The 18,256-nt window shown below is 47.9% G+C and carries 17 protein-coding genes; 10 read left to right on the top strand and 7 right to left on the bottom strand.

The features are described 5' to 3' along the window. Positions 1-135: 135 nt before the first annotated feature. The 4 genes from ACODJP_RS10835 to ACODJP_RS10820 are packed head-to-tail and all read left to right on the top strand — an operon-like array spanning position 136 to position 4,244. Positions 136-1,458 (top strand): glutamate-5-semialdehyde dehydrogenase, encoded by a 1,323-nt coding sequence (locus tag ACODJP_RS10835; protein WP_422481383.1) that lies wholly within the window; start codon positions 136-138, stop codon positions 1,456-1,458. Then, positions 1,455-2,564 (top strand): glutamate 5-kinase, encoded by a 1,110-nt coding sequence (gene proB, locus ACODJP_RS10830; protein WP_422481381.1) that lies wholly within the window; start codon positions 1,455-1,457, stop codon positions 2,562-2,564. Before ACODJP_RS10835 ends, proB begins: the two co-directional genes overlap by 4 nt. After that, positions 2,554-3,465 (top strand): glycosyltransferase family 2 protein, encoded by a 912-nt coding sequence (locus tag ACODJP_RS10825; protein WP_422481379.1) that lies wholly within the window; start codon positions 2,554-2,556, stop codon positions 3,463-3,465. The genes proB and ACODJP_RS10825 overlap by 11 nt, the downstream gene beginning before the upstream one ends. Beyond that, on the top strand, positions 3,462-4,244 hold the full coding sequence (locus tag ACODJP_RS10820) for an N-acetylmuramoyl-L-alanine amidase family protein (RefSeq protein WP_422481377.1): 783 nt from the start codon (positions 3,462-3,464) through the stop codon (positions 4,242-4,244). Before ACODJP_RS10825 ends, ACODJP_RS10820 begins: the two co-directional genes overlap by 4 nt. Here ACODJP_RS10820 and ACODJP_RS10815 read toward each other — a convergent pair. From ACODJP_RS10815 to ACODJP_RS10785, 7 genes are all read right to left on the bottom strand, one after another. Beyond that, the gene (locus tag ACODJP_RS10815) at positions 4,231-5,679 is read right to left on the bottom strand and encodes a nicotinate phosphoribosyltransferase (RefSeq protein WP_422481375.1); all 1,449 of its coding nucleotides are present in this window, start codon (positions 5,677-5,679) and stop codon (positions 4,231-4,233) included. The two genes, ACODJP_RS10820 and ACODJP_RS10815, sit on opposite strands and share 14 nt — an antisense overlap. A 10-nt stretch (positions 5,680-5,689) precedes the next feature. After that, positions 5,690-6,970 carry a serine--tRNA ligase gene (gene serS / locus ACODJP_RS10810; protein WP_422481374.1) on the bottom strand — a complete coding sequence of 427 codons (1,281 nt, stop codon included), beginning with the start codon at positions 6,968-6,970 and terminating at the stop codon, positions 5,690-5,692. 22 nt (positions 6,971-6,992) lie between these two features. Beyond that, entirely contained in the window at positions 6,993-7,892 is a 900-nt protein-coding gene (gene proC, locus ACODJP_RS10805) for a pyrroline-5-carboxylate reductase (RefSeq protein ID WP_422481433.1), read from the bottom strand. Next, positions 7,810-8,316: a tRNA (uridine(34)/cytosine(34)/5-carboxymethylaminomethyluridine(34)-2'-O)-methyltransferase TrmL gene (trmL, locus tag ACODJP_RS10800; RefSeq protein WP_422481372.1), complete on the bottom strand. Its 507-nt coding sequence runs from the start codon at positions 8,314-8,316 to the stop codon at positions 7,810-7,812. The genes proC and trmL overlap by 83 nt, the downstream gene beginning before the upstream one ends. Before the next feature lie 77 nt (positions 8,317-8,393). Then, positions 8,394-9,557: a DNA polymerase IV gene (gene dinB, locus ACODJP_RS10795; protein WP_422481370.1), complete on the bottom strand. Its 1,164-nt coding sequence runs from the start codon at positions 9,555-9,557 to the stop codon at positions 8,394-8,396. Between the two features lie 3 nt (positions 9,558-9,560). After that, entirely contained in the window at positions 9,561-10,697 is a 1,137-nt protein-coding gene (locus tag ACODJP_RS10790) for a D-alanine--D-alanine ligase (RefSeq protein ID WP_422481368.1), read from the bottom strand. Next, entirely contained in the window at positions 10,687-12,207 is a 1,521-nt protein-coding gene (locus ACODJP_RS10785; RefSeq protein ID WP_422481366.1) for a Mur ligase family protein, read from the bottom strand. Before ACODJP_RS10785 ends, ACODJP_RS10790 begins: the two co-directional genes overlap by 11 nt. An 18-nt stretch (positions 12,208-12,225) precedes the next feature. On the opposite strand from ACODJP_RS10785, the gene ACODJP_RS10780 reads away from it, so the two are divergent. The 6 genes from ACODJP_RS10780 to cmk all read left to right on the top strand — a co-directional run bounded on the left by ACODJP_RS10780 (position 12,226) and on the right by cmk (position 18,245). Further along, entirely contained in the window at positions 12,226-13,950 is a 1,725-nt protein-coding gene (locus ACODJP_RS10780; RefSeq protein WP_422481364.1) for a DNA adenine methylase, read from the top strand. After that, positions 13,940-15,034 carry a hypothetical protein gene (locus ACODJP_RS10775; protein WP_422481362.1) on the top strand — a complete coding sequence of 365 codons (1,095 nt, stop codon included), beginning with the start codon at positions 13,940-13,942 and terminating at the stop codon, positions 15,032-15,034. The genes ACODJP_RS10780 and ACODJP_RS10775 overlap by 11 nt, the downstream gene beginning before the upstream one ends. A gap of 71 nt (positions 15,035-15,105) precedes the next feature. Next, complete coding sequence (locus ACODJP_RS10770; RefSeq protein WP_422481360.1) at positions 15,106-15,276, top strand: hypothetical protein; 171 nt, start codon at positions 15,106-15,108, stop codon at positions 15,274-15,276. 71 nt (positions 15,277-15,347) lie between these two features. Next, complete coding sequence (locus ACODJP_RS10765) at positions 15,348-16,805, top strand: UDP-N-acetylmuramate--L-alanine ligase (protein ID WP_422481358.1); 1,458 nt, start codon at positions 15,348-15,350, stop codon at positions 16,803-16,805. Positions 16,806-16,807: 2 nt separating this feature from the next. After that, positions 16,808-17,677 (top strand): YicC/YloC family endoribonuclease, encoded by an 870-nt coding sequence (locus ACODJP_RS10760; protein WP_422481356.1) that lies wholly within the window; start codon positions 16,808-16,810, stop codon positions 17,675-17,677. A gap of 13 nt (positions 17,678-17,690) precedes the next feature. Next, positions 17,691-18,245, top strand: coding sequence for a (d)CMP kinase (cmk, locus tag ACODJP_RS10755; RefSeq protein WP_422481354.1), 555 nt, complete (start codon positions 17,691-17,693; stop codon positions 18,243-18,245). The last annotated feature ends 11 nt before the right edge of the window (positions 18,246-18,256 follow it).

Raw genomic sequence — 18,256 nt, 5'->3', positions numbered from 1 at the left:
AATACAACGGAAATCAGTGATATAGATAACCTTGTTTTCGGTATCCAGGGGGAAGATGGATGCTGACTATGCGACCTTGCATCAGTGGGCGATTCGGAGTAATCTGATATCCAACGAGACACGAGTGAGGCATGTATGGAAGATCGTCGAATTATGGAACAACTGGCACATATCACTACCAGCCAACGGATTCTGGGCTCTCTCTCTCACGATGAGAGAAACGCTATGCTTGAAGCTATAGCTTTATCGCTCGAAGCAAAGAAGAAGAGGATTTTTCAAGCTAATGAAAGAGACTTGGAGAAGGCTGACGAGGAGCATCTGGCAGGACCCCTCCGGAAAAGATTGGTTTTCGATGAGGTAAAACTGAAGCAGGTTTGTGAAGGGTTGCGTCAGGTCGCAGCATTGCCGGATCCCATAGGGAGGGTCCGTGAGCGGAGAACCTTGGATGAAGGTCTTCTTCTGGAACGTGTCGATGTCCCCATTGGTGTAATCGGTATGGTGTTTGAGTCCAGACCCGATGCATTGGTACAGATTCTATCGCTATGTCTGAAAAGTGGGAACGCTATCGTGCTCAAAGGGGGAAGGGAGGCCTTGGAAACCAATCGTGAACTGGTATCGGTTATCCGAGAAGCACTCTCCGACTATACGGCGAAAAGCGGATGGATCGTGCATCTGGAGAGCAGGGAGGATGTCCATCTCCTGCTGGGTATGGATGACGTGGTCGACTTGCTTATTCCCCGTGGGTCGAACGAATTTGTCCGGTATATCATGGAAAATACGAAGATCCCTGTTCTCGGTCATGCAGATGGTATCTGCGCCCTCTATATCGATTCCTCTGCCGATCTCGCTATGGCGGTTCCCATTGCTGTGGATTCGAAATGTCAGTATCCGGCTGTATGTAATGCTGTGGAGACCATACTAGTGCATGCCAGCGTTGCCGATGCTTTTATTCCCCGATTCGCTGAAGCTGTGAGACCTTGGTCAGTGGTGATCCATGGGGACGATCGTGTGTGCGATATCATCGATTGTATTCCCGCCCAGAGTAGGGATTGGGATACCGAGTATCTCGATTATGAAGTTGCAGTAAAGGTGGTGGATTCACTCGATGAAGCCATAGAGCATATCGCCAGGCATGGATCGTCACATACGGATGGAATCGTAACTTCCGATGAAAATGCAGCAAGAATATTTCTTCGCAAAGTCGATTCAGCCGATGTATTCTGGAATTGCAGTACTCGTTTTGCCGATGGATTCCGCTATGGACTTGGTGCCGAAGTAGGTATCAGTACCCAAAAGATACATGCTAGAGGACCAGTTGGTATGGATGGATTGGTGATCGGAAAATGGTTGCTCAAAGGTAATGGCCATATAGTCGATACCTATGCCAAAGGAAAATCCTTTGCTTTTAAAGAACTGTCTGTCGATGGCGCCAACCTCTTCCAGGAGGATGATGCATGAGTCGCGATTTTTCGATGGTCCGTACCCTCGTGGTGAAGATCGGTAGCAATCTCCTGAGCGATTCGAGTGGGATCAATGTGCAGAGGATCAAGTCTGTGGTTTCAGAGCTCGCAGCATTGAAGGAGAGAGGTTTCCAGGTATTGTTAGTCTCCTCCGGTGCTGTTGGTTTGGGAGCCAAGGAACTGGGGAGGAAGAGTGCAGTAAAGCAGACTACTATGCGTCAAGCTTGTGCCTCTATCGGCCAACCGATACTGATGAGCCACTATCGGGAAGCTTTCAAATCCCATGGACTCACCTGTGCCCAGGTACTCATAACAAGAAGTGAATTGAACGAGAGACGTACATTCGTGAATCTGAAGAATTCGGTCTCAACGCTCCTGGAATTGGGGGTTGTTCCGATATTCAATGAGAACGATGTCGTAAGTACCGCCGAAGTGGGCACTGCAGTAGGGGACAACGATAGACTTGGGGCTTTTGTCGCAAGTAAAATCGATGCCGATCTTTTTATTATCCTAACCGATATCGAAGGACTGTTTACTACTGATCCAAAGAAAGATCCTGAGGCGAAGTTGATTTCCGATGTCCCAAAATTGGACGATACGGTATTCTCGTTTGCCGGGTCGGCTGGAAGTGTGTTCTCAACAGGAGGGATGAAGACTAAATTGCTCGCCGCCAAGATTGCTGCAACCGGTGGATGCAAAACGGTGATCGCTAGCGGTTATGGGACTGATGTGCTGCAACGGATCGTAGACGGACAAGATTTGGGAACCTATATCCATGGTGACAAGCGTTTGAGCCAGAGGAACCGTTGGATCATCAACAGTGCTCCAAAAGGTACTATTTGGGTGGATGAGGGAGCCGAAAAGGCACTTCGAGGTCATAAGAGCCTCTTGCCCTCTGGAGTGGTTTCTGTAACAGGGGTATTCCAAGCTGGTGATGTGGTCATGGTCAATAAGATCGCTAAAGCGGTTCCCTATTACAATAGTACCGAAATCTCTGGTATGGCTGGTTGCCAAAGTAAGGATATGCCGAAAGTTTTGGGAAAGGGGAAGGCCGATGTCCTGTTTCGGCCAGAGGATATAGTATTTTTGGATTATGAAGAGTAAGTATCAGATATTCCATAGAAAACAAGATATTGGTCGGCGGATCAGTCTCCTTCACCGCGAGGAGACCCTCTCGATCGGTGTACTGGCTCAGGAGAGTGGAGAGGCTTTGGCGAGTGCCATTGAGTCTCTCTCGACTTACGCCAATTGGCCATTGCATGTATTGATGTACGAGGAACAGGGACGTATTCCGGAATTACGTCTACGATTCCCCTTCGTGACCTTTATTGTTTTCTCTCTCCCTGCGACTTTTGGCGCTATGGCCAATGCGATGGCGAATGAGTGTTATACGACATTTTTCTACCTTATCCGTAGTGACCTTCGTTGCGATGTATTTGATACCACTGAAGCTATTGAGTTGCTCCATAGGAGCGATAAACCTGCTGCAGTGACTCCTTTTCTGGAGAATCGTAACCATGAACCGATTCCCGTCATACAGGCTCCCATGCTCAAAGATGGATTAATCGATCCTGTTCCGTTCTTTGCAACAAAGGAGATTAGTCCCACGCTCTATCCCTATCTTGGTCTAGGGATTTATGAAAGGGCACTTTTTCAACGGCTTCGTGGGTTCGATGAACAGATCGAGGGCGACTATTGGCAGATCCTTGATTTTGGTCTTCGCTCCTGGTTATATGGGTATCCGATATTTAATCTTCCCTCGTTATCCTGCCGATTCCACCACAAACAATCCATCATTGAAGACAGATCCCTTCGAGAAGGACTCAAACGATTACACACGAAGGCCTTGGCTGTGAGACAAATGAATGGAAAGAACTATCCAAAAAGGGCAGGGAAGTACCATGATCCACACGTTCATGCCGAGGTGAAGAAGCGTCTTGCCCTCTACAAGACCGATTTCCAACAGTTGGTAGACCAGTGGCAGGCTCCAGGAGATGTGCTATGAGGCCGTTGCACCGGTTTTTTGCCGCTCTCCTCTGTTGTATAGTCGTCACTACTACCCTTGGATCTGATGGTTTCGATCCCACCATTTCTCCCTTTTCTCTTCCCGTGGGAAGTGTGATCCTCGATGCAGGTCATGGGGGACATGATCCTGGCGCTACGTCGGATTATGGGGAAGGGGAAGAGTTTGTTATCCAAGAAAAGGATATCGTACTCGATGTCATGCTCCGAGTGACAGATCTGCTTACAGCTTGGTTTCCCGATATTGTAGTGGTAACTACCCGGGATGATGACCGTTTTATTTCCTTGGAAGATCGCGCAGCGATTGCTGCTGCAACAAACCCGGGAGTAGGACGATCTTCGCTACTAGTCTCCATCCATGCTAATTCAACGGTGGGAAATGGAGCAAGTGGCATGGAGTTGTTGATCAAGCAAACCGATAAACAGGTACGCTTTCTTGATCCTCAAGTTCCCGATTGGGCTATTTCTCGATTCGCGAACCATACGAGTGGTGATCTGAATAGACTCTTGAACCGGGAAAATTTGTTACTAGCATCCTATATTCGTCAGTCGCTTGTAACCCGATTCCCCTCTGTGCGATTTAGGGGAATAAAAGAACAGGATGTATGGGTGCTCAATGCGAGCAGAGTCCCCTCGATATTGATTGAGATCGGGTTTGTCAGCAATCAAGAAGAGGCTCTCCTTATGCAGGATGAAGGTTGGAAAGCTGAAATGGCAGAAGCTATCGCGCACGGGTTGGCCAATTACATCAATCGCGATTGAGTTTGACTCTCCCCTCCATTACCAGATCTGTTTTTAGTGTCTTCAATTTCTTTGAGAGAGATACTTTATATATATGCGGGTTTATCATACGCTGGTAAGTCTTGTCGAATGTGGCCAAGTTATCGTGGACCCGTTTCTGGATTTTTTTGAGCGGAATGGATTGCCCGACCCGTTTACCTTGTACCAATTGTGGTTTCAGCAGGGGAGTGATCTTAGCGAATCTGCCATGTTTCATCGTAAAATAGTCGGCCTGATTGAACGGGTGATGGAATATGAAGTCACGTCCGATCTCTAGCTTCTCATCTTCCAATGTTATGAGATCGCCTAATGCAGAGCCCTCCTCATCGGTGAAACGCCAGACCTGTTTCCTGCCTGGATTTGTCGCCTTTTCGAAGGAGTTGCTTATCTTCATGGTGGGCAACCAGGAGCCATCGGGCAATTGACGGGCAGCCAATTTATAGACTCCGTTGAGCGAGCTTTGGGTACCTCCCGTAACTAAATGGGTACCGATTCCCCAAGAATCGATCGGAACTGCATCATGGACCATATTTTCTATGATCTCCTCGGTAAGGTCATTGGATACATAGATTCTGGAGTCTTCCAGTCCAGCCTTGTCCAGCTTCTTACGGATAATCCGGGATAGGTAGCTCAGATCACCACTATCGATCCTCACTCCCATGGTATGACCACTCGTTTTCAACTCTTTGCCTACTATGATGGCATTCTCTATTCCGGAGCCTAATGTATCGTAGGTATCGATCAGTAGAATACAATTATCTGGATAGATCTCTGCGAAGGCACGGAATGAGTCGAGTTCGGATTCAAAGGACATTACCCACGAATGTGCCATGGTACCCGCCACGGGAATACCGAATACTTTACCAGCGAGCGTATTGCTTGTGGCACTACACCCTCCTATGAAAGCTGCTCTTGAAGCCGAGATCGCACCATCAGGCCCCTGAGCCCGTCTAAGACCAAATTCCATGATTTGCCCACCGCCGGATGCCTGAAGAACCCGTGAGGCCTTTGTTGCAATAAGAGATTGGAAATTGATGGTATTGAGGAGCATGCCTTCTATGAGCTGCGCCTCCATCATGGATGTTTCGACACGGATCAAAGGTTCGCCGGGAAAAACAACGGTGCCTTCATCCATGGCGTGTATTGTTCCAGAGAATTTGAAGGTGGCCAAATAATCGAGGAAATCCTGATCGAATCTGCCCAAGGATGCCAAATAGTCCATATCACCCTTGCTGAAGGTAAAGGTCTCTACTCTCTTGAGAAGATCGTTGAGACCGGCAAAAACTACATACCCTCCATTGAAAGGGTTGCTCCGGTAGAACATATCGAACACTACCTGAGGATTATTCTTTGTCTTAAAGTATCCCTGCATCATGGTAAGTTCGTAAAAATCTGTTGATAGTGCCGATAGTGTCATGGCAGCCTCCTTATCGATCCCTACGGATTTCGGAGAATCCGGTATAGGGAATCAGTTTTTCTGGAATGCCTACCGATCCATCACTTCTTTGGAAATTCTCGAGCAAGGCTACCAGAGCCCGTGAAATTGCAATAGCGGTTCCATTGAGTAGGTAGACATGGCGAATTTTCCCTTGCCCATCGCGATAACGAATATTCAGTCTACGGGATTGGTAATCGGTACAATTGCTGGTACTCGTCACTTCACCATATTCTCCCGATTCTCCACGACCGGGCATCCATGCCTCAATATCATATTTTCGGAAGGCAGGGGCTCCTAAATCTCCTGTACAGGTATCTACTACATGGTAGGGAATTCCCAAACCCTGGAATATTTCCTCTTCGATCGCTAGCAATTGTTGGTGGATAGTCTCAGCATCCTCTGGAAGGCTATACACGAACATTTCCACCTTGGAAAATTGGTGAACTCGGTAGAGGCCTTTAGAATATTGTCCTGCGCCTCCGGCTTCCCTTCGAAAACAGTGTGACAATCCAGCCAACTTGATCGGCAATTCACTCTCAGAGAGGATTTTCCCCGCGTGGTAACCTCCAAGGGTAATCTCGGCAGTCCCAACCAGACAGGTATCGGTACCCTCGATCGTATAGATATTGCTCTCTTCTCCCCGGGGATTGAATCCGATTCCCTCAAGCACCTCTTCTCTTGCTATATCGGGGGTAATTGTGGGGGTAAAACCATGCTTTACTAGGATATCGAGAGCGTATCGTTCCAATGCGAGTTCCAAGATTACCGCTTCGTTTCTCAAGTAATAGAATTTTGCTCCTGATACGCGAGTTGCAGTATCAAAATCGATAAGATCCAGTTCCTCTCCCAGCTGGACATGATCCTTAGGTGGAAAATCGAGTCGGGTAGGTTCACCCCAACGACTGATTTCTAGATTGTCGGTATCCAATTTTCCTACCGGTGCATCCGGATGAGCGTAGTTCGGGATAGTTTTCGCAAGCGAGATGTAGGAGCTTTCGACCTGTTGCAATTGCTCCTCTCTTACGGCGATTTCTTCCTTTATGGATTTTCCTTCCGCTATGAGAGTAGCTCTGGTTTCGCTATCCATCTTTGACTTCATCTTAGTTGCATTTTCGTTCCGTCTAGCCCGAAGTGCTTCTGTCTCCTGCAAGAGGACAGATCGTTGGTCCTGCAACGCTATGATAGCTTCAAGATCGATCTGCATTCCCCTGTTGGCGATATTAGCTGCGATCTCTTGTCGTCTCGATTTCAAATCCTTCAGATCAATCATGGTTTTCCTCGTTGGTTTTAGGTCAGTTCTTATTCTTCTCTTCCATGGCAATTGCACCCTGGCTTGCCGCTTCTACCGATTCCATCAAGGTACCGGCGAATCCATTTTCATACAATACCTGCATAGTCTTCACCGTAAGACCACCAGGAGAGCAGACTTGGGTCAGCAATTCCTGAGGATGTCTCTTTGTCTGCCGTACTAATGCGGTCGCACTCTCCACGGTATCACAGATGAGACCGAGAGCAGTGGTGTAGGGAAGACCTTCATGGACTCCTCCCATAGCTATCCCGTGTAGGAATTCGAAAGCTGTCGCTATAGCAGATCCCGAGGCTCCTATAAATGCTGAGAAATACTTTTCAGGAAGCGCATGCGCTGAGCCGAATGTCTCGGCGAAGGTCATCACGATACGGGAAAGTTCCTCTTCTGCCTCCTGATGGACAGCTACGGCAGTTACAGCCTTCTTCACTGCAGCTGCGATATTAGGCATGATCCTTGATACACTCGTAGTACCCAATTTCTGAGCTAATGTATCCAGATCGATACCAGCGGCCATAGATATGTACATCTTATCATTGTATGAGGCGAGTTTTTCATAGAGCTCAGGCAATATCTGGGGTTTCACAGCCAATACCACGATGTCCGACTGGATCATTAAATCATCGAAATTGCGGTAATCGGCTCCCGTTTCCTTAGCAATAGCTTTCGCCAAATCGGTCTGGAGATCGTAAACCAATACATCCCAAAGTCCAGCAGGTGCTACACTTCTGATGATAGCTCCTCCCATATTTCCACAACCGATGAATCCCATTTTCTTCATAGCTATTCTCCCTCTTTGATGATCATACAGATTTTTCCCATGCCAAATGGTGGAGATTTCCAGCCCTCTTGAGAGCCGCAAATTCCTGCTGACGGGCAACCTCATAGGCACCTATGGCTACACTATTGGACAGATTGAGCGATCGGGCTCCTTCTCGCATGGGAATACGAATGCACCTATCGGGGTAGCGGACAAGGATAGATTCATCGATGCCTGCACTCTCTTTTCCGAAGACAAGATACGCATCTTCCCCATAGGTGACATCGGCATAGGTATGAGTTGCCTTTGTCGTGTAAAACCACAAAGGCCCATCTTTATACAGCGATAAGAAATCCTCCACCGAGTCGTGGTGGTGTATATCCAGTAGATGCCAATAGTCGAGACCTGCTCGTTTGAGTTTCCTATCGGTTATAGTGAACCCCAAAGGATGTACCAGATGCAAAGTGGCTCCGATCGCAGCACAGGTCCTCGCGATATTTCCCGTATTCTGCGGTATCTCAGGTTCAAACAATACGATATGGAGCCCCATGGCGACATCTCCTCCATTTGCAGATTCCTAGCTACTTTACCACCATTGCAAACCCCCTGCAAGGGGAGTCCAGAGGCCTATTCCTTCGGTTTTAGGAGACTGGCCTTTTGTAACGGGCGTCCTTTTGAGCGGAGTGCAAGTATGGCCTCCTCCAACTCCCGCTTTTTCTTGTTGGGATCGTCGAACAATTCTTGTTGCATCGGAATTGATGATCCGATCACATTATGCAGTCCAACACCCAAGAGGCGCACAGGTTGCCCTTCATGCCATCGGCTCTTCAACAATTCCTTGGCAAGGGTGTATACCTGCATCGCAGAGTAGAGTGGATTATCCAGAGTCGATTGTGCGCTGATGGTAGAAAAATCGGAAAATCGGATCTTTATCGCCACTGTTTGACTAGTTAATTTTTCCTTCAATGCGCGGAACATGATATCATGGCTCATTCCTAGAAGATTCTGTTCCAAGACCGCTCCCTCTGTGATGTCTACAGGAAATGTTGTCTCTGTGCTAATGGAGCGGGATTTCGTTTCACCAGTGTGGACGCCTGGATCGATGCCATGGCTTACTTTATGGAGGTAGGAGCCGGTTGCAGTACCAAAGAGCCGTTGCAGATGTGTGACCTCATACTCCCGCAATTGTGCTGTGGTTGCGATTCCATGCTTGGAAAGATTTTTAAGTGTGCTGTCGCCAATTCCCCACAGCTTCTTCAAACCGACAGCATCCACGAAAGCAATCTCTTTTCCGGGAGAGACCCTGCATAGGCCGTCCGGTTTATCGTAGTCACTAGCCATCTTCGCGATGAACTTGCTTTGTCCGATTCCGACGCTAATAACCAGTTTCGTCTCATTTTTTACCCGATTCTTGAGAAGCATAGCAGCTTGACGTGGAGTTCCGAACAGTCGTTCGGTACCACTCATATCCAAAAATGCCTCATCTATCGATATTTGTTGTACAACAGGGCTGAAGGAGTGCAGTATTTCGATTACTTGTCTGCTGATCTCACTATACCGTTCCATATGGACACCTGTACGGATAGCATGTGGGCACAATCGAAGAGCCTGATACATCGGCATTGCCGAGTGGACTCCGAATTTCCTTGCCTCATAGGAGCAAGCTGATACTACTCCACGATTTCCCGTGCCGCCAACGATAACAGCCTTACCACGATATTCGGGATGATCGAGTTGTTCAACCGATGCGTAAAATGCATCCATGTCAACATGGAACCAAACCGTTTGCATCGATTACTCCACTGCCACCGTATCGCAGGCATGTTTTCGTTGGTGGGAAGACAGTCCCTCCTGGATCAGGGTTTGGAGCAAACGGTTCCAATCATACCCGATAGAGTTAGCTAGGAGGGGGAAATGGCTCTTTCCCGTCATTCCTGGAAGTGTGTTGATTTCATTGAAATAGATTGCTCCGTTGGATGGATCTTGGAAGAAATCGACCCTCGCATACCCCTCTATTCCGATACTCTTGGCTACTGCTATGGCATATTGGCTTATCTGTGTCGCTGTTTCTGCAGGTACTGGAGCTGGTATCTGTATATACGCACAATCCGTAGCGAGATATTTTTGTTCGTAGGTCGTAATGTGCTCATGTTCCCGCATAGGATCAATCAGAAGTCCCGGATCACTTGCTTCGATAGCATCACCATCGGTCAATACAGCTACTTCCAGTTCCTTAACATGATCAATCCAAGGTTCTAACATGATGTTTTGGGAGTATCGTCCCGTCTCTTGCATCGCCTTAAGGAGATTCTGTGGAGTAATAGGATGGAGGACCGATATCCCGATAGACGATCCTCCGTCTTCTGGTTTTACCACGATATGGTTGGCCAGTCTGAGAGCGATCTCCTGCACGAGATGCCCAAGATAGGGGTCTTCACTGTCTTGGATGAGATCGATTCTCCTCTTATCCAGAACCATTGCCGGCAATGTCGGTACACCTACCTCTCTAGCTAGGATTTTTGAGAAATATTTGTGCATACCATTGGAAGATGCTGTACAACCACATCCTACATAGGCAATACGTCCTAGATCGAGAAGGCCCTGCAATCTTCCGTCTTCACCATTCGTTCCATGGGTTACCGGGAAAACGATATCGATTCCCAATGCTTCTCTTTTAGCCATGAGATGCAATCCCTTTCCGGGACGTATGCAAACCTCTTTAGATTCGTTGAATCGGATACGTGGATCATCAGGATCTTCAAAATCGCAGTCTTGGACAGACCACCTTCCATCACGTGAAATACCGATAGGTATCACGGTATGGCCAAGTGATAGCAGATTCCTGCAGATCGTGGCTGCAGAACGGCAAGATACTGTGTGTTCAACCGACTCTCCTCCGTACACTACCGCAACACGTAAACTATCTCTCATAATCTGCTTCCTTTTCGCTGATCAATTTCTCTACAACCATCCTCTCATCCCAATCGATACTATGATCCTTGTAGGCTATCGATTTCTCATGGCTTTTAGCTAGTAAGAGCAATACATCACCTGGCTTACAAAATTCTAATGCTTTCTGTATCGCCTTCTGTCTGTCATGGATACGCAGTACGGACAGGGATGCGTTTACCGAACGTATGCCCATTTCCAAATCGTCCAAGATAGTTGAGGAATCTTCTCCCCTGGGGTCCTCATCAGTTAGGAATACCGCATTACAGTATTTCCCAGCAACAGATCCCATGGGAAATCGCTTTGACTTATCACGCTCACCGGCAGCTCCGAACAACGCTATGATACGTGCTTGTGGAGCGTGATTGCGTACATGGGTGAACAATAATTCGAAAGCGTTTGCAGTGTGAGCAAAATCGACAACGATAGTGAAGGGTAGTGCCGACTGGACAATTTCAAACCTCCCCGGGATAGCCGGCAAACGAAGTGGACGGGAATATCCGGGTGTCTCCCATAATCCCGATTCAATGAGATAGAGGTATGCTCCCATGGCATTTTGGGTGTAGCACTCTTGCCCAAAGGGAATCGTGCATGTAAGGGATTCGGCTTTCGGATGGATAGCGTGTACTTTTCTCTCATCGATAGCCACTGCCAGGCTCTCGTAGCGCAAATCGGTAGGGTTTTGATAGGATTTTCCTGCATAGCTATGGATCGTTACGTCCTCTTTCACGTTCTGCTTGAGTTGTTTCCGATAGGAAAAATCAGCTGGTATGACAATATGGCCAGAACTGCCTACTTGACGGGCAAGGTTCATTTTCGCATCAACATACGCTTCCATCGTACCGTGAAATTCAAGATGTTCACTGGTAATAGGGGTGAAAATGGCTCCTGCAAAGGGTATATCGACGAGGCGAGCAGCTTGTTCCGATAACCCATGGCTGGTTGCTTCAAGGATCACGATCCGGATACCATTGGCCTTGCATCGGGAGAGAAAGTCGTAGAGTAGGGGCACCTCTGGGGTACTCTGGCGGTAGGGGCTCGGTACTTTTCCAGTTCCGTCATCCATGGAAATGGTGGAGAGAAGACCGCACTTGATGTGGGCCTCATTCATGAAATGGTACAAGAATTCACAGGTGCTCGATTTTCCATCAGTCCCTGTTACCCCGATAATATGCTCTGGTAAGGGATCTGCCAATGCCCTGCAAAAAAGAGATGCGATCCTGCGTGGATTCGGATGCTGTATATACACTACCGTACTGTCGTATGAAGCGAGCTCCTTCTCATGCACGATTACAGCAGCACCGTGTCCGATCGCTTGGTCGATAAAGGTATGGGCATCGATATGTATACCTGTGAATGCGATGAATACCGAATGAGGGGTACACGATTGCGAAGAGAATGTAACCTTTTCAATGATAGGATCCGCATTACCATGGATTCTGCATTCAGAACGGACCTTGCCTTTTGCCCATAACACTGATAGTCTTTTCATCGGGTACCTTTAGGATGCATGGTACCAGTGTTCACCTCGATTGGCAAGTCGGGATGGAAAAAGGAGACTTCCTTGTCACTTTCGCTTCCCCGGTATGAAACGGACCAGCTGATCTCACTGGTAGGATCGAAACGCTCTTTGGGAGATCAATTAAGGCTTATCATATCGTCATTAGCCCCATTAACCGGTACACCGGTATTCCTTGATCCATTCTGTGGTTCGGGCGCTGTTTCCAGGATAGCAAGAAGTCTTGGTATGGATGTTCGTGCCAACGATGTCGAACCTTTTTCCTATATTCTGAACCATGTCTACCTGACTATGCATAGTGGGCATCTTACCCGTATGTTTACCGAAATGGGCGGGATCGATGCCTATCTGTCCATGTTGCATCTGGAGGGGCTTTATGCTTCACAGACCGGCAATAGTGTGAAAAAGCCATATATAAGTAGATACTACGCTCCACAGTCCGATACTCACTACGATGCAAACAAAGAGAGACTCTTCTTCACTGCGGCGAATGCCAGGTATCTCGATGTAGTGAGAGAGGAGATTGAGGAGAGTTGGTTGGAGGGAAGGATCACTGCACAGGAAAAGGCTGTCGTGTTGGCCGCGATATTATTTGAAGCATCCCGGAAGGCCAATACCTCTGGAAGTTTCACCTCTTACCATAAACAGTTCTATACCGCTACCAAGGCTGTGAGAACGAGGATAGTCGAACCCTGTATGCTCCAAGCACCGCTCTTACCCGATGAACATATTCACTGTGGAGAGATGCACCTTGGCGATGCCGCCGATTTCGTCAGTCGGTCGAGTGCTGATATCTGCTATCTCGACCCTCCTGCAACCGTGCACCAGTATGGTAGTTCCTACCATATGCTCAATTCTATTACCCTCTGGGATAATTACAAACCTTCACAGAAGTTGGATGAAGATGGAAAACTGACCGATCGTTCTGGGATACGGAAGGACTGGAAACAGACATATAGTCCATTTTGCAGTATTAAACATGCTGATAAGGCCTTTATCCATCTTCTTGAGCGGATTGACGCAAGGCATATCGTATTGACCTATCCTACACGATCGGTGGTCGATAGCGACCGTATCCTTGAGTTGCTCAGTGTTCGGAATGCACCGGTAACAGTAGTTCCTCTCGTGAAAAGAAATCAGGGAGGGCGGCAATCGGCCGATGGGAAACGACATATTGAGCAGGTCTTCATTACAGGAAAGCCTAAAGGGTTTTATCTTCCTGTCGGTAACGGATTGGATTTGCTCCCCATGGTGGAAAGGCTCGATTCTCTACTCTCTGCTGTCTTTAGGAAAGCCCTTGACTACCCCCCATTCTCTTTCATAGGCGGCATCGTGCTCGATGGGTTGCCAAATACAGAGACGCTCATGGGATTCTCTCCCGATGAGCTGAATGAGAAGGTAGAGTTCTTGGAGAGTCAGGTATGTAAAACCGAAGAGCAAGGTCTCACAGTATTGCTTCTCTCTTGTGCGAACGGTACTACGCTAGTCGATGGTATTGGTAGAGCTAGATTGGAAAAGAGGTTGTTCTCTTTGTTGCGCCGCATGGTAGCATCGATGGAAAGGTCTCAGGTCAAGGATCTCCAAAGCAGACTCGTCGGTCTGTTGGAGCATCTTGGGCCTGCCGATTCTTCAACAACCCTCCTTTCCAAACGATTGTCATCCTTCTTCACATTGGCGTATGATAGGGAAAGGGAGGCAATAATTGGTGAAGCGTAGGTGGGGAATACCGATACTTTGGATGTTCATTTTTCTTCTATTCGGCGGCTTTATTGGAGCCGAGAGCGCATCCACAGAACAGTCAATTGACCGCTTCTCTAACCTCCGATTTCTCGCAATGGGTTCGGCGGGCATTGCTTCAAGTGAGACCTCTGGTGCCTTCTTTGCCAATCCGGCAGCACTTTTCAGATCCGATATTTCCCAGTTCAAGATCGGTATGAGGTACGGGGAGTCTTTAGGCCAGGAGGGTGATGCACCCAATCCGATACCTTGGATACAACAACCTGGAGCTAGCTTCGATCTCCTATTCCACAATCGATATGTGGCACTATCCATCGGTTTGGGAAATGTCCTTATCAGAGATGAGGATGATACAGGGGGTATACTTCCCTCGGACAGGGAATCCTACACTGCAAACAACCTTTCACGTATCCAGCTTACGGGAAGCTATGGGTGGAATTCTATCTCACTCGGTTTCTATGCCAGTGGGGGAACTATGACAGAACGGGACGTCGAAATACGACAAGAACGTCCATTGTTGGATTATCTTAGCCGGACCTATCTCGAACGCTACGATCCGGCTACCGATACCGGTGGGCTTTTCTCCTCTGGTATTGGTATGCTCATCTCCTATCCATGGTTATCAATCGGTATACTGTCAAATTCTCTCTTCACCATTGATGAGCAGACCAATCAACTGGTCCTCGATATTACCGATATTTTTAGGGGCTCAGCGGTCGGTCTAGCCTTTACCTCTCCGAAATTCGATGCTAACAATGAGTTGAATCTCGTGGTGGTCAATGCAATGACCGATTTCGTCGATCTCGGGGATTCCGACAAACGATCGGTCAGGATGGGTGTGGAGGCAAAGGTACAATTCTTGGATAATCTTTGGGTCGCTATTCGTGGTGGATACTCCGAATATCGTCCTGTGGACGAATCGTTGTTCTCGCTCGACGGTAATGGAGAGGTCACTACTGGAATCGGAGGCCAAGTGGGAGACTTCGGCTCCGATATCGTAGTCGCAATACCCTTGGGTAGCCAGCCGGTACGACTCACGGCCGGAGTTCACTGGAAACTATGACTGTGCTTGACAATCTTTTCCTTGCTCACTATAGTCATACCGTATTGAACACATGTCGCAAGGAGTAATTCATGGCAAAAGCACATAGAGGGTCAGGTATCAGGGATCAGGTTTCCAGTGGCCGTGGAACATGTCCGGTCTGTAAGAGAACCGGTATCAAAGTCGTATATGAACACGAAGTCGACGGTTCCAAGGCAATGATCTGCAAGCAGTGCAACGCAACGTACAAGAACGCTAAATAAGTACGATTGTATACCTGCATGAGACTGTCACAATCGGGCAGTCTTTTTTTTCGCATAGTGAGGTAGGCTCCATGGGTTTCGATTCTTTCATTCATCAAAAGAAATTGTTTCTTGTCGGAATAAAAGGAACCGGTATGGCCTCACTTGTGCGCGCATTGGTAGGTTGGGGCGCCACGGTAGTCGGCTCCGACGTTGCTCAGCGGTTTTCTACCGATGCCTTGTTAGAACAACTGGGAATTAAGATCTTCGAATCATTTGAGCCTCAACTGTTACCACAGGATTGTGATATCCTTATTCATTCGGCTGCATATCCGAAAGAGACACATCCCCAAATATGTTTAGCTGCTCAGAAGGGTATACCTATCTATAGTTATCCCGAATGGTTGGCTCTCATGAGCAGTAGAATGCATAGTTATGCTGTTGCTGGAACACACGGCAAAACTACAGCGACCGGTTGTGCTGAATGGGTTCTCAAACATACCGGATTGTCCTACTGTTCGTTGTACGGTTCCCACCTCAAAGGGGAGCCTGTGGGGCCAATGAATACGATCCGTACACACAAGAGTACTGTAGCTCTATTCGAGGCATGTGAGTACCACGATCACTTTTTGGATTATCAATTGCAGGGATTGCTCGTCACTACCATAGAACATGATCATCCCGATTGGTTTGGAACTCCCGAAGATGTATTGTATTCATTCAAAAGGTTAGTCGAAAAACTACCGATAAAGGCACCTTGTATCTGTGGTACCGATTCTCCATTGAGTCGAAGTTTGATTGATTGGATAAGACAGCACAGGAGTGATCTTCTGCTGATCACATATGGTGAGGATCCCTCCAGCATGGTGAGATTATCGGGTTTTTCCGACGATGGGTATGAGTCGTCATTCAGCCTCTCTCCTTTGGATGGGTTTTTTCATGGGCGGCCAGGTTCTGTCGCGCTCAGTCTGGACACTGTGGGTTCGGCATTGCTCGCCAGTTGCATGGTAATGGCCGATTCCCACATTCCAATCGCGCATGCAATGGATGTGGTGACAAATCCAATTTTCCCAGCATTGCAGAGAGAATCCGAATCGTTTCCCGGAACCGCAGGTCGACTAGAGGAGCTCTTTAGCGATAATGGAATCGTATATATCGATGATTATGCCCACCATCCTACCGAAGTGACCGTTGCCTTACGAACATTGCGATCACGATATGGGGAGAGAAGGATACTGACTATCTTCTACCCCCATACGGTATCTCGCACAAAGGCGTACTTTGATGGATTCGTCGAGGCTCTCAGTGTTTCGGACCTCCTCATAGTGCGTCCAGTGTATGCCTCTGCAAGAGGTGATGGAAGCCCTGCCGAATCTATCGACCTCGGTCGTTCCTTGGCAGGATCTACAGAGGGTTACTTTGCACAGACCGAAGATGAGGTTATTGATATAGCTAGCGGGTTGTTGCGCCCAGGTGATGTCTGCGTTACGATGGGAGCCGGAAACAATAATGGCCTCGCCAAGCGTATAGCCGCGAGGCAAAGGAGCTGATTATGCTGAGCATGACCGGGTATGGCTATGCCGAGCGACTTACCGACGATTTTTTGCTTACCGTTGAAGTCAAATCGTATAATAATAGATATTTGGAGATTGTCCATACCTTGCCTAACAGCCTATCCCGATTCGAACAGGAGATGGATCGACTGATCAAGGAGGTTGTCAGTAGAGGAAGGGTTGAACTGTCGGTGCGGTTGAAACAGATTAACATCGATCTTAATCTTCATGTGGATGAGGGAGTCCTTCCTCAGTATCGGCAGGCTTTCGAGAGGATTACACGACTTGTTGGGTCAAAACAGGAACCAAGCCTTGGTGACTACTTGGCAGCTGAGGGAGTGGTAGTCTCTGTCCGGGATACCGAAGTCTCCCGTTATGAGGCTCCTTTGATGGAGTTGTTGGATCAGGCTTTACTACAATTTCGGGAATCAAAGGAGCGTGAAGGTGCAGCTACGAGGGATGATCTGACCAGATTGGCTAGACAGTTGGAGGAAGGCCTTGGTGTGGTAGCATCCTACGCTGGTACTTTGGAGCAGAAACTTAAGGACAATTTGATTACGCGTTTCGACGAAATGCTAGGCTCAAAAGGATATGATGAGAATAGATTCATGCAAGAGGTGGCAATCCTCTTGTCCAAGTATTCGGTAAATGAGGAGATCGTTCGTCTGCAGACGCATATTGAGGCACTCAAAAGTCTCCTCAATGTAGCCGAGCCTGTAGGAAAACGACTTGACTTCTTGTCCCAAGAAATGAATCGGGAGATTAATACAATCGGAAGCAAGAGTATACTCGTCGAGATCAACCAACAAGTGGTACAGATGAAGGACAGTCTCGAGAATATACGAGAACAAGTGAGGAATATCGAATGATGCGGAGCATTACATGAGAATAGCGATTTCGGGAAAGAGTGGCTGTGGTAACACAACAGTCAGTACATTAGTTGCTGAAAGGCTTGGATATCCGTTGATAAACTTCACTTTCCGTAATTTAGCCCGGGAGAGGGGAGTCGACTTCTGGGATTTCTGCCGGATGGCACAGGAAGATGATTCTATAGACCGGGAATTGGATGCACGGCAAGTGGCAATGGCGCTAGAGCAACCTAACTGCGTATTGGGTAGTAGATTGGCGATCTGGATGCTCAAGGAGGCCGATCTGAAGGTCTATCTCACCGCATCTACAGAAGAGAGAGCTTCTCGGATTCTTAGACGAGAGGGTGGGACCTTTGAACAGCGCCTTCGGGAAACTGAAAAACGTGATGAGAACGATACGGGACGGTACCTTCGTATCTATGGGATCGACAATACCGATCCCTCGGTCGCCGATCTGGTGATTGAAACCGATGAACTCTCATCAGATGAGGTCGCATCATTGATTCTAGCTGAGGTCGCCAAGCTCTCTGACCCCTCTAGGCAAACAGATAGAAATACTCTATTATAGTGAAGTTACGA

Source organism: Pleomorphochaeta sp. DL1XJH-081, assembly GCF_049310885.1.
Classification (GTDB): Bacteria; Spirochaetota; Spirochaetia; order Sphaerochaetales; family Sphaerochaetaceae; genus CAYZJV01.
Note: the sequence above shows the minus strand (reverse complement) of the source record. Positions and strands in the feature narration are given on the sequence as shown.

What these genes read in the sequence shown, in the direction of transcription:
- ACODJP_RS10835 (WP_422481383.1), top strand. Translation starts at nt 136, where the DNA reads ATGGAAGATCGTCGAATTATGGAACAACTGGCACATATCACTACCAGC.
- proB (WP_422481381.1), top strand. Translation starts at nt 1,455, where the DNA reads ATGAGTCGCGATTTTTCGATGGTCCGTACCCTCGTGGTGAAGATCGGT.
- ACODJP_RS10825 (WP_422481379.1), top strand. Translation starts at nt 2,554, where the DNA reads ATGAAGAGTAAGTATCAGATATTCCATAGAAAACAAGATATTGGTCGG.
- ACODJP_RS10820 (WP_422481377.1), top strand. Translation starts at nt 3,462, where the DNA reads ATGAGGCCGTTGCACCGGTTTTTTGCCGCTCTCCTCTGTTGTATAGTC.
- ACODJP_RS10815 (WP_422481375.1), bottom strand. Translation starts at nt 5,679, where the DNA reads ATGACACTATCGGCACTATCAACAGATTTTTACGAACTTACCATGATG.
- serS (WP_422481374.1), bottom strand. Translation starts at nt 6,970, where the DNA reads ATGATTGATCTGAAGGATTTGAAATCGAGACGACAAGAGATCGCAGCT.
- proC (WP_422481433.1), bottom strand. Translation starts at nt 7,892, where the DNA reads ATGAGGTTGCCCGTCAGCAGGAATTTGCGGCTCTCAAGAGGGCTGGAA.
- trmL (WP_422481372.1), bottom strand. Translation starts at nt 8,316, where the DNA reads ATGGGGCTCCATATCGTATTGTTTGAACCTGAGATACCGCAGAATACG.
- dinB (WP_422481370.1), bottom strand. Translation starts at nt 9,557, where the DNA reads ATGCAAACGGTTTGGTTCCATGTTGACATGGATGCATTTTACGCATCG.
- ACODJP_RS10790 (WP_422481368.1), bottom strand. Translation starts at nt 10,697, where the DNA reads ATGAGAGATAGTTTACGTGTTGCGGTAGTGTACGGAGGAGAGTCGGTT.
- ACODJP_RS10785 (WP_422481366.1), bottom strand. Translation starts at nt 12,207, where the DNA reads ATGAAAAGACTATCAGTGTTATGGGCAAAAGGCAAGGTCCGTTCTGAA.
- ACODJP_RS10780 (WP_422481364.1), top strand. Translation starts at nt 12,226, where the DNA reads ATGGTACCAGTGTTCACCTCGATTGGCAAGTCGGGATGGAAAAAGGAG.
- ACODJP_RS10770 (WP_422481360.1), top strand. Translation starts at nt 15,106, where the DNA reads ATGGCAAAAGCACATAGAGGGTCAGGTATCAGGGATCAGGTTTCCAGT.
- ACODJP_RS10765 (WP_422481358.1), top strand. Translation starts at nt 15,348, where the DNA reads ATGGGTTTCGATTCTTTCATTCATCAAAAGAAATTGTTTCTTGTCGGA.
- ACODJP_RS10760 (WP_422481356.1), top strand. Translation starts at nt 16,808, where the DNA reads ATGCTGAGCATGACCGGGTATGGCTATGCCGAGCGACTTACCGACGAT.
- cmk (WP_422481354.1), top strand. Translation starts at nt 17,691, where the DNA reads ATGAGAATAGCGATTTCGGGAAAGAGTGGCTGTGGTAACACAACAGTC.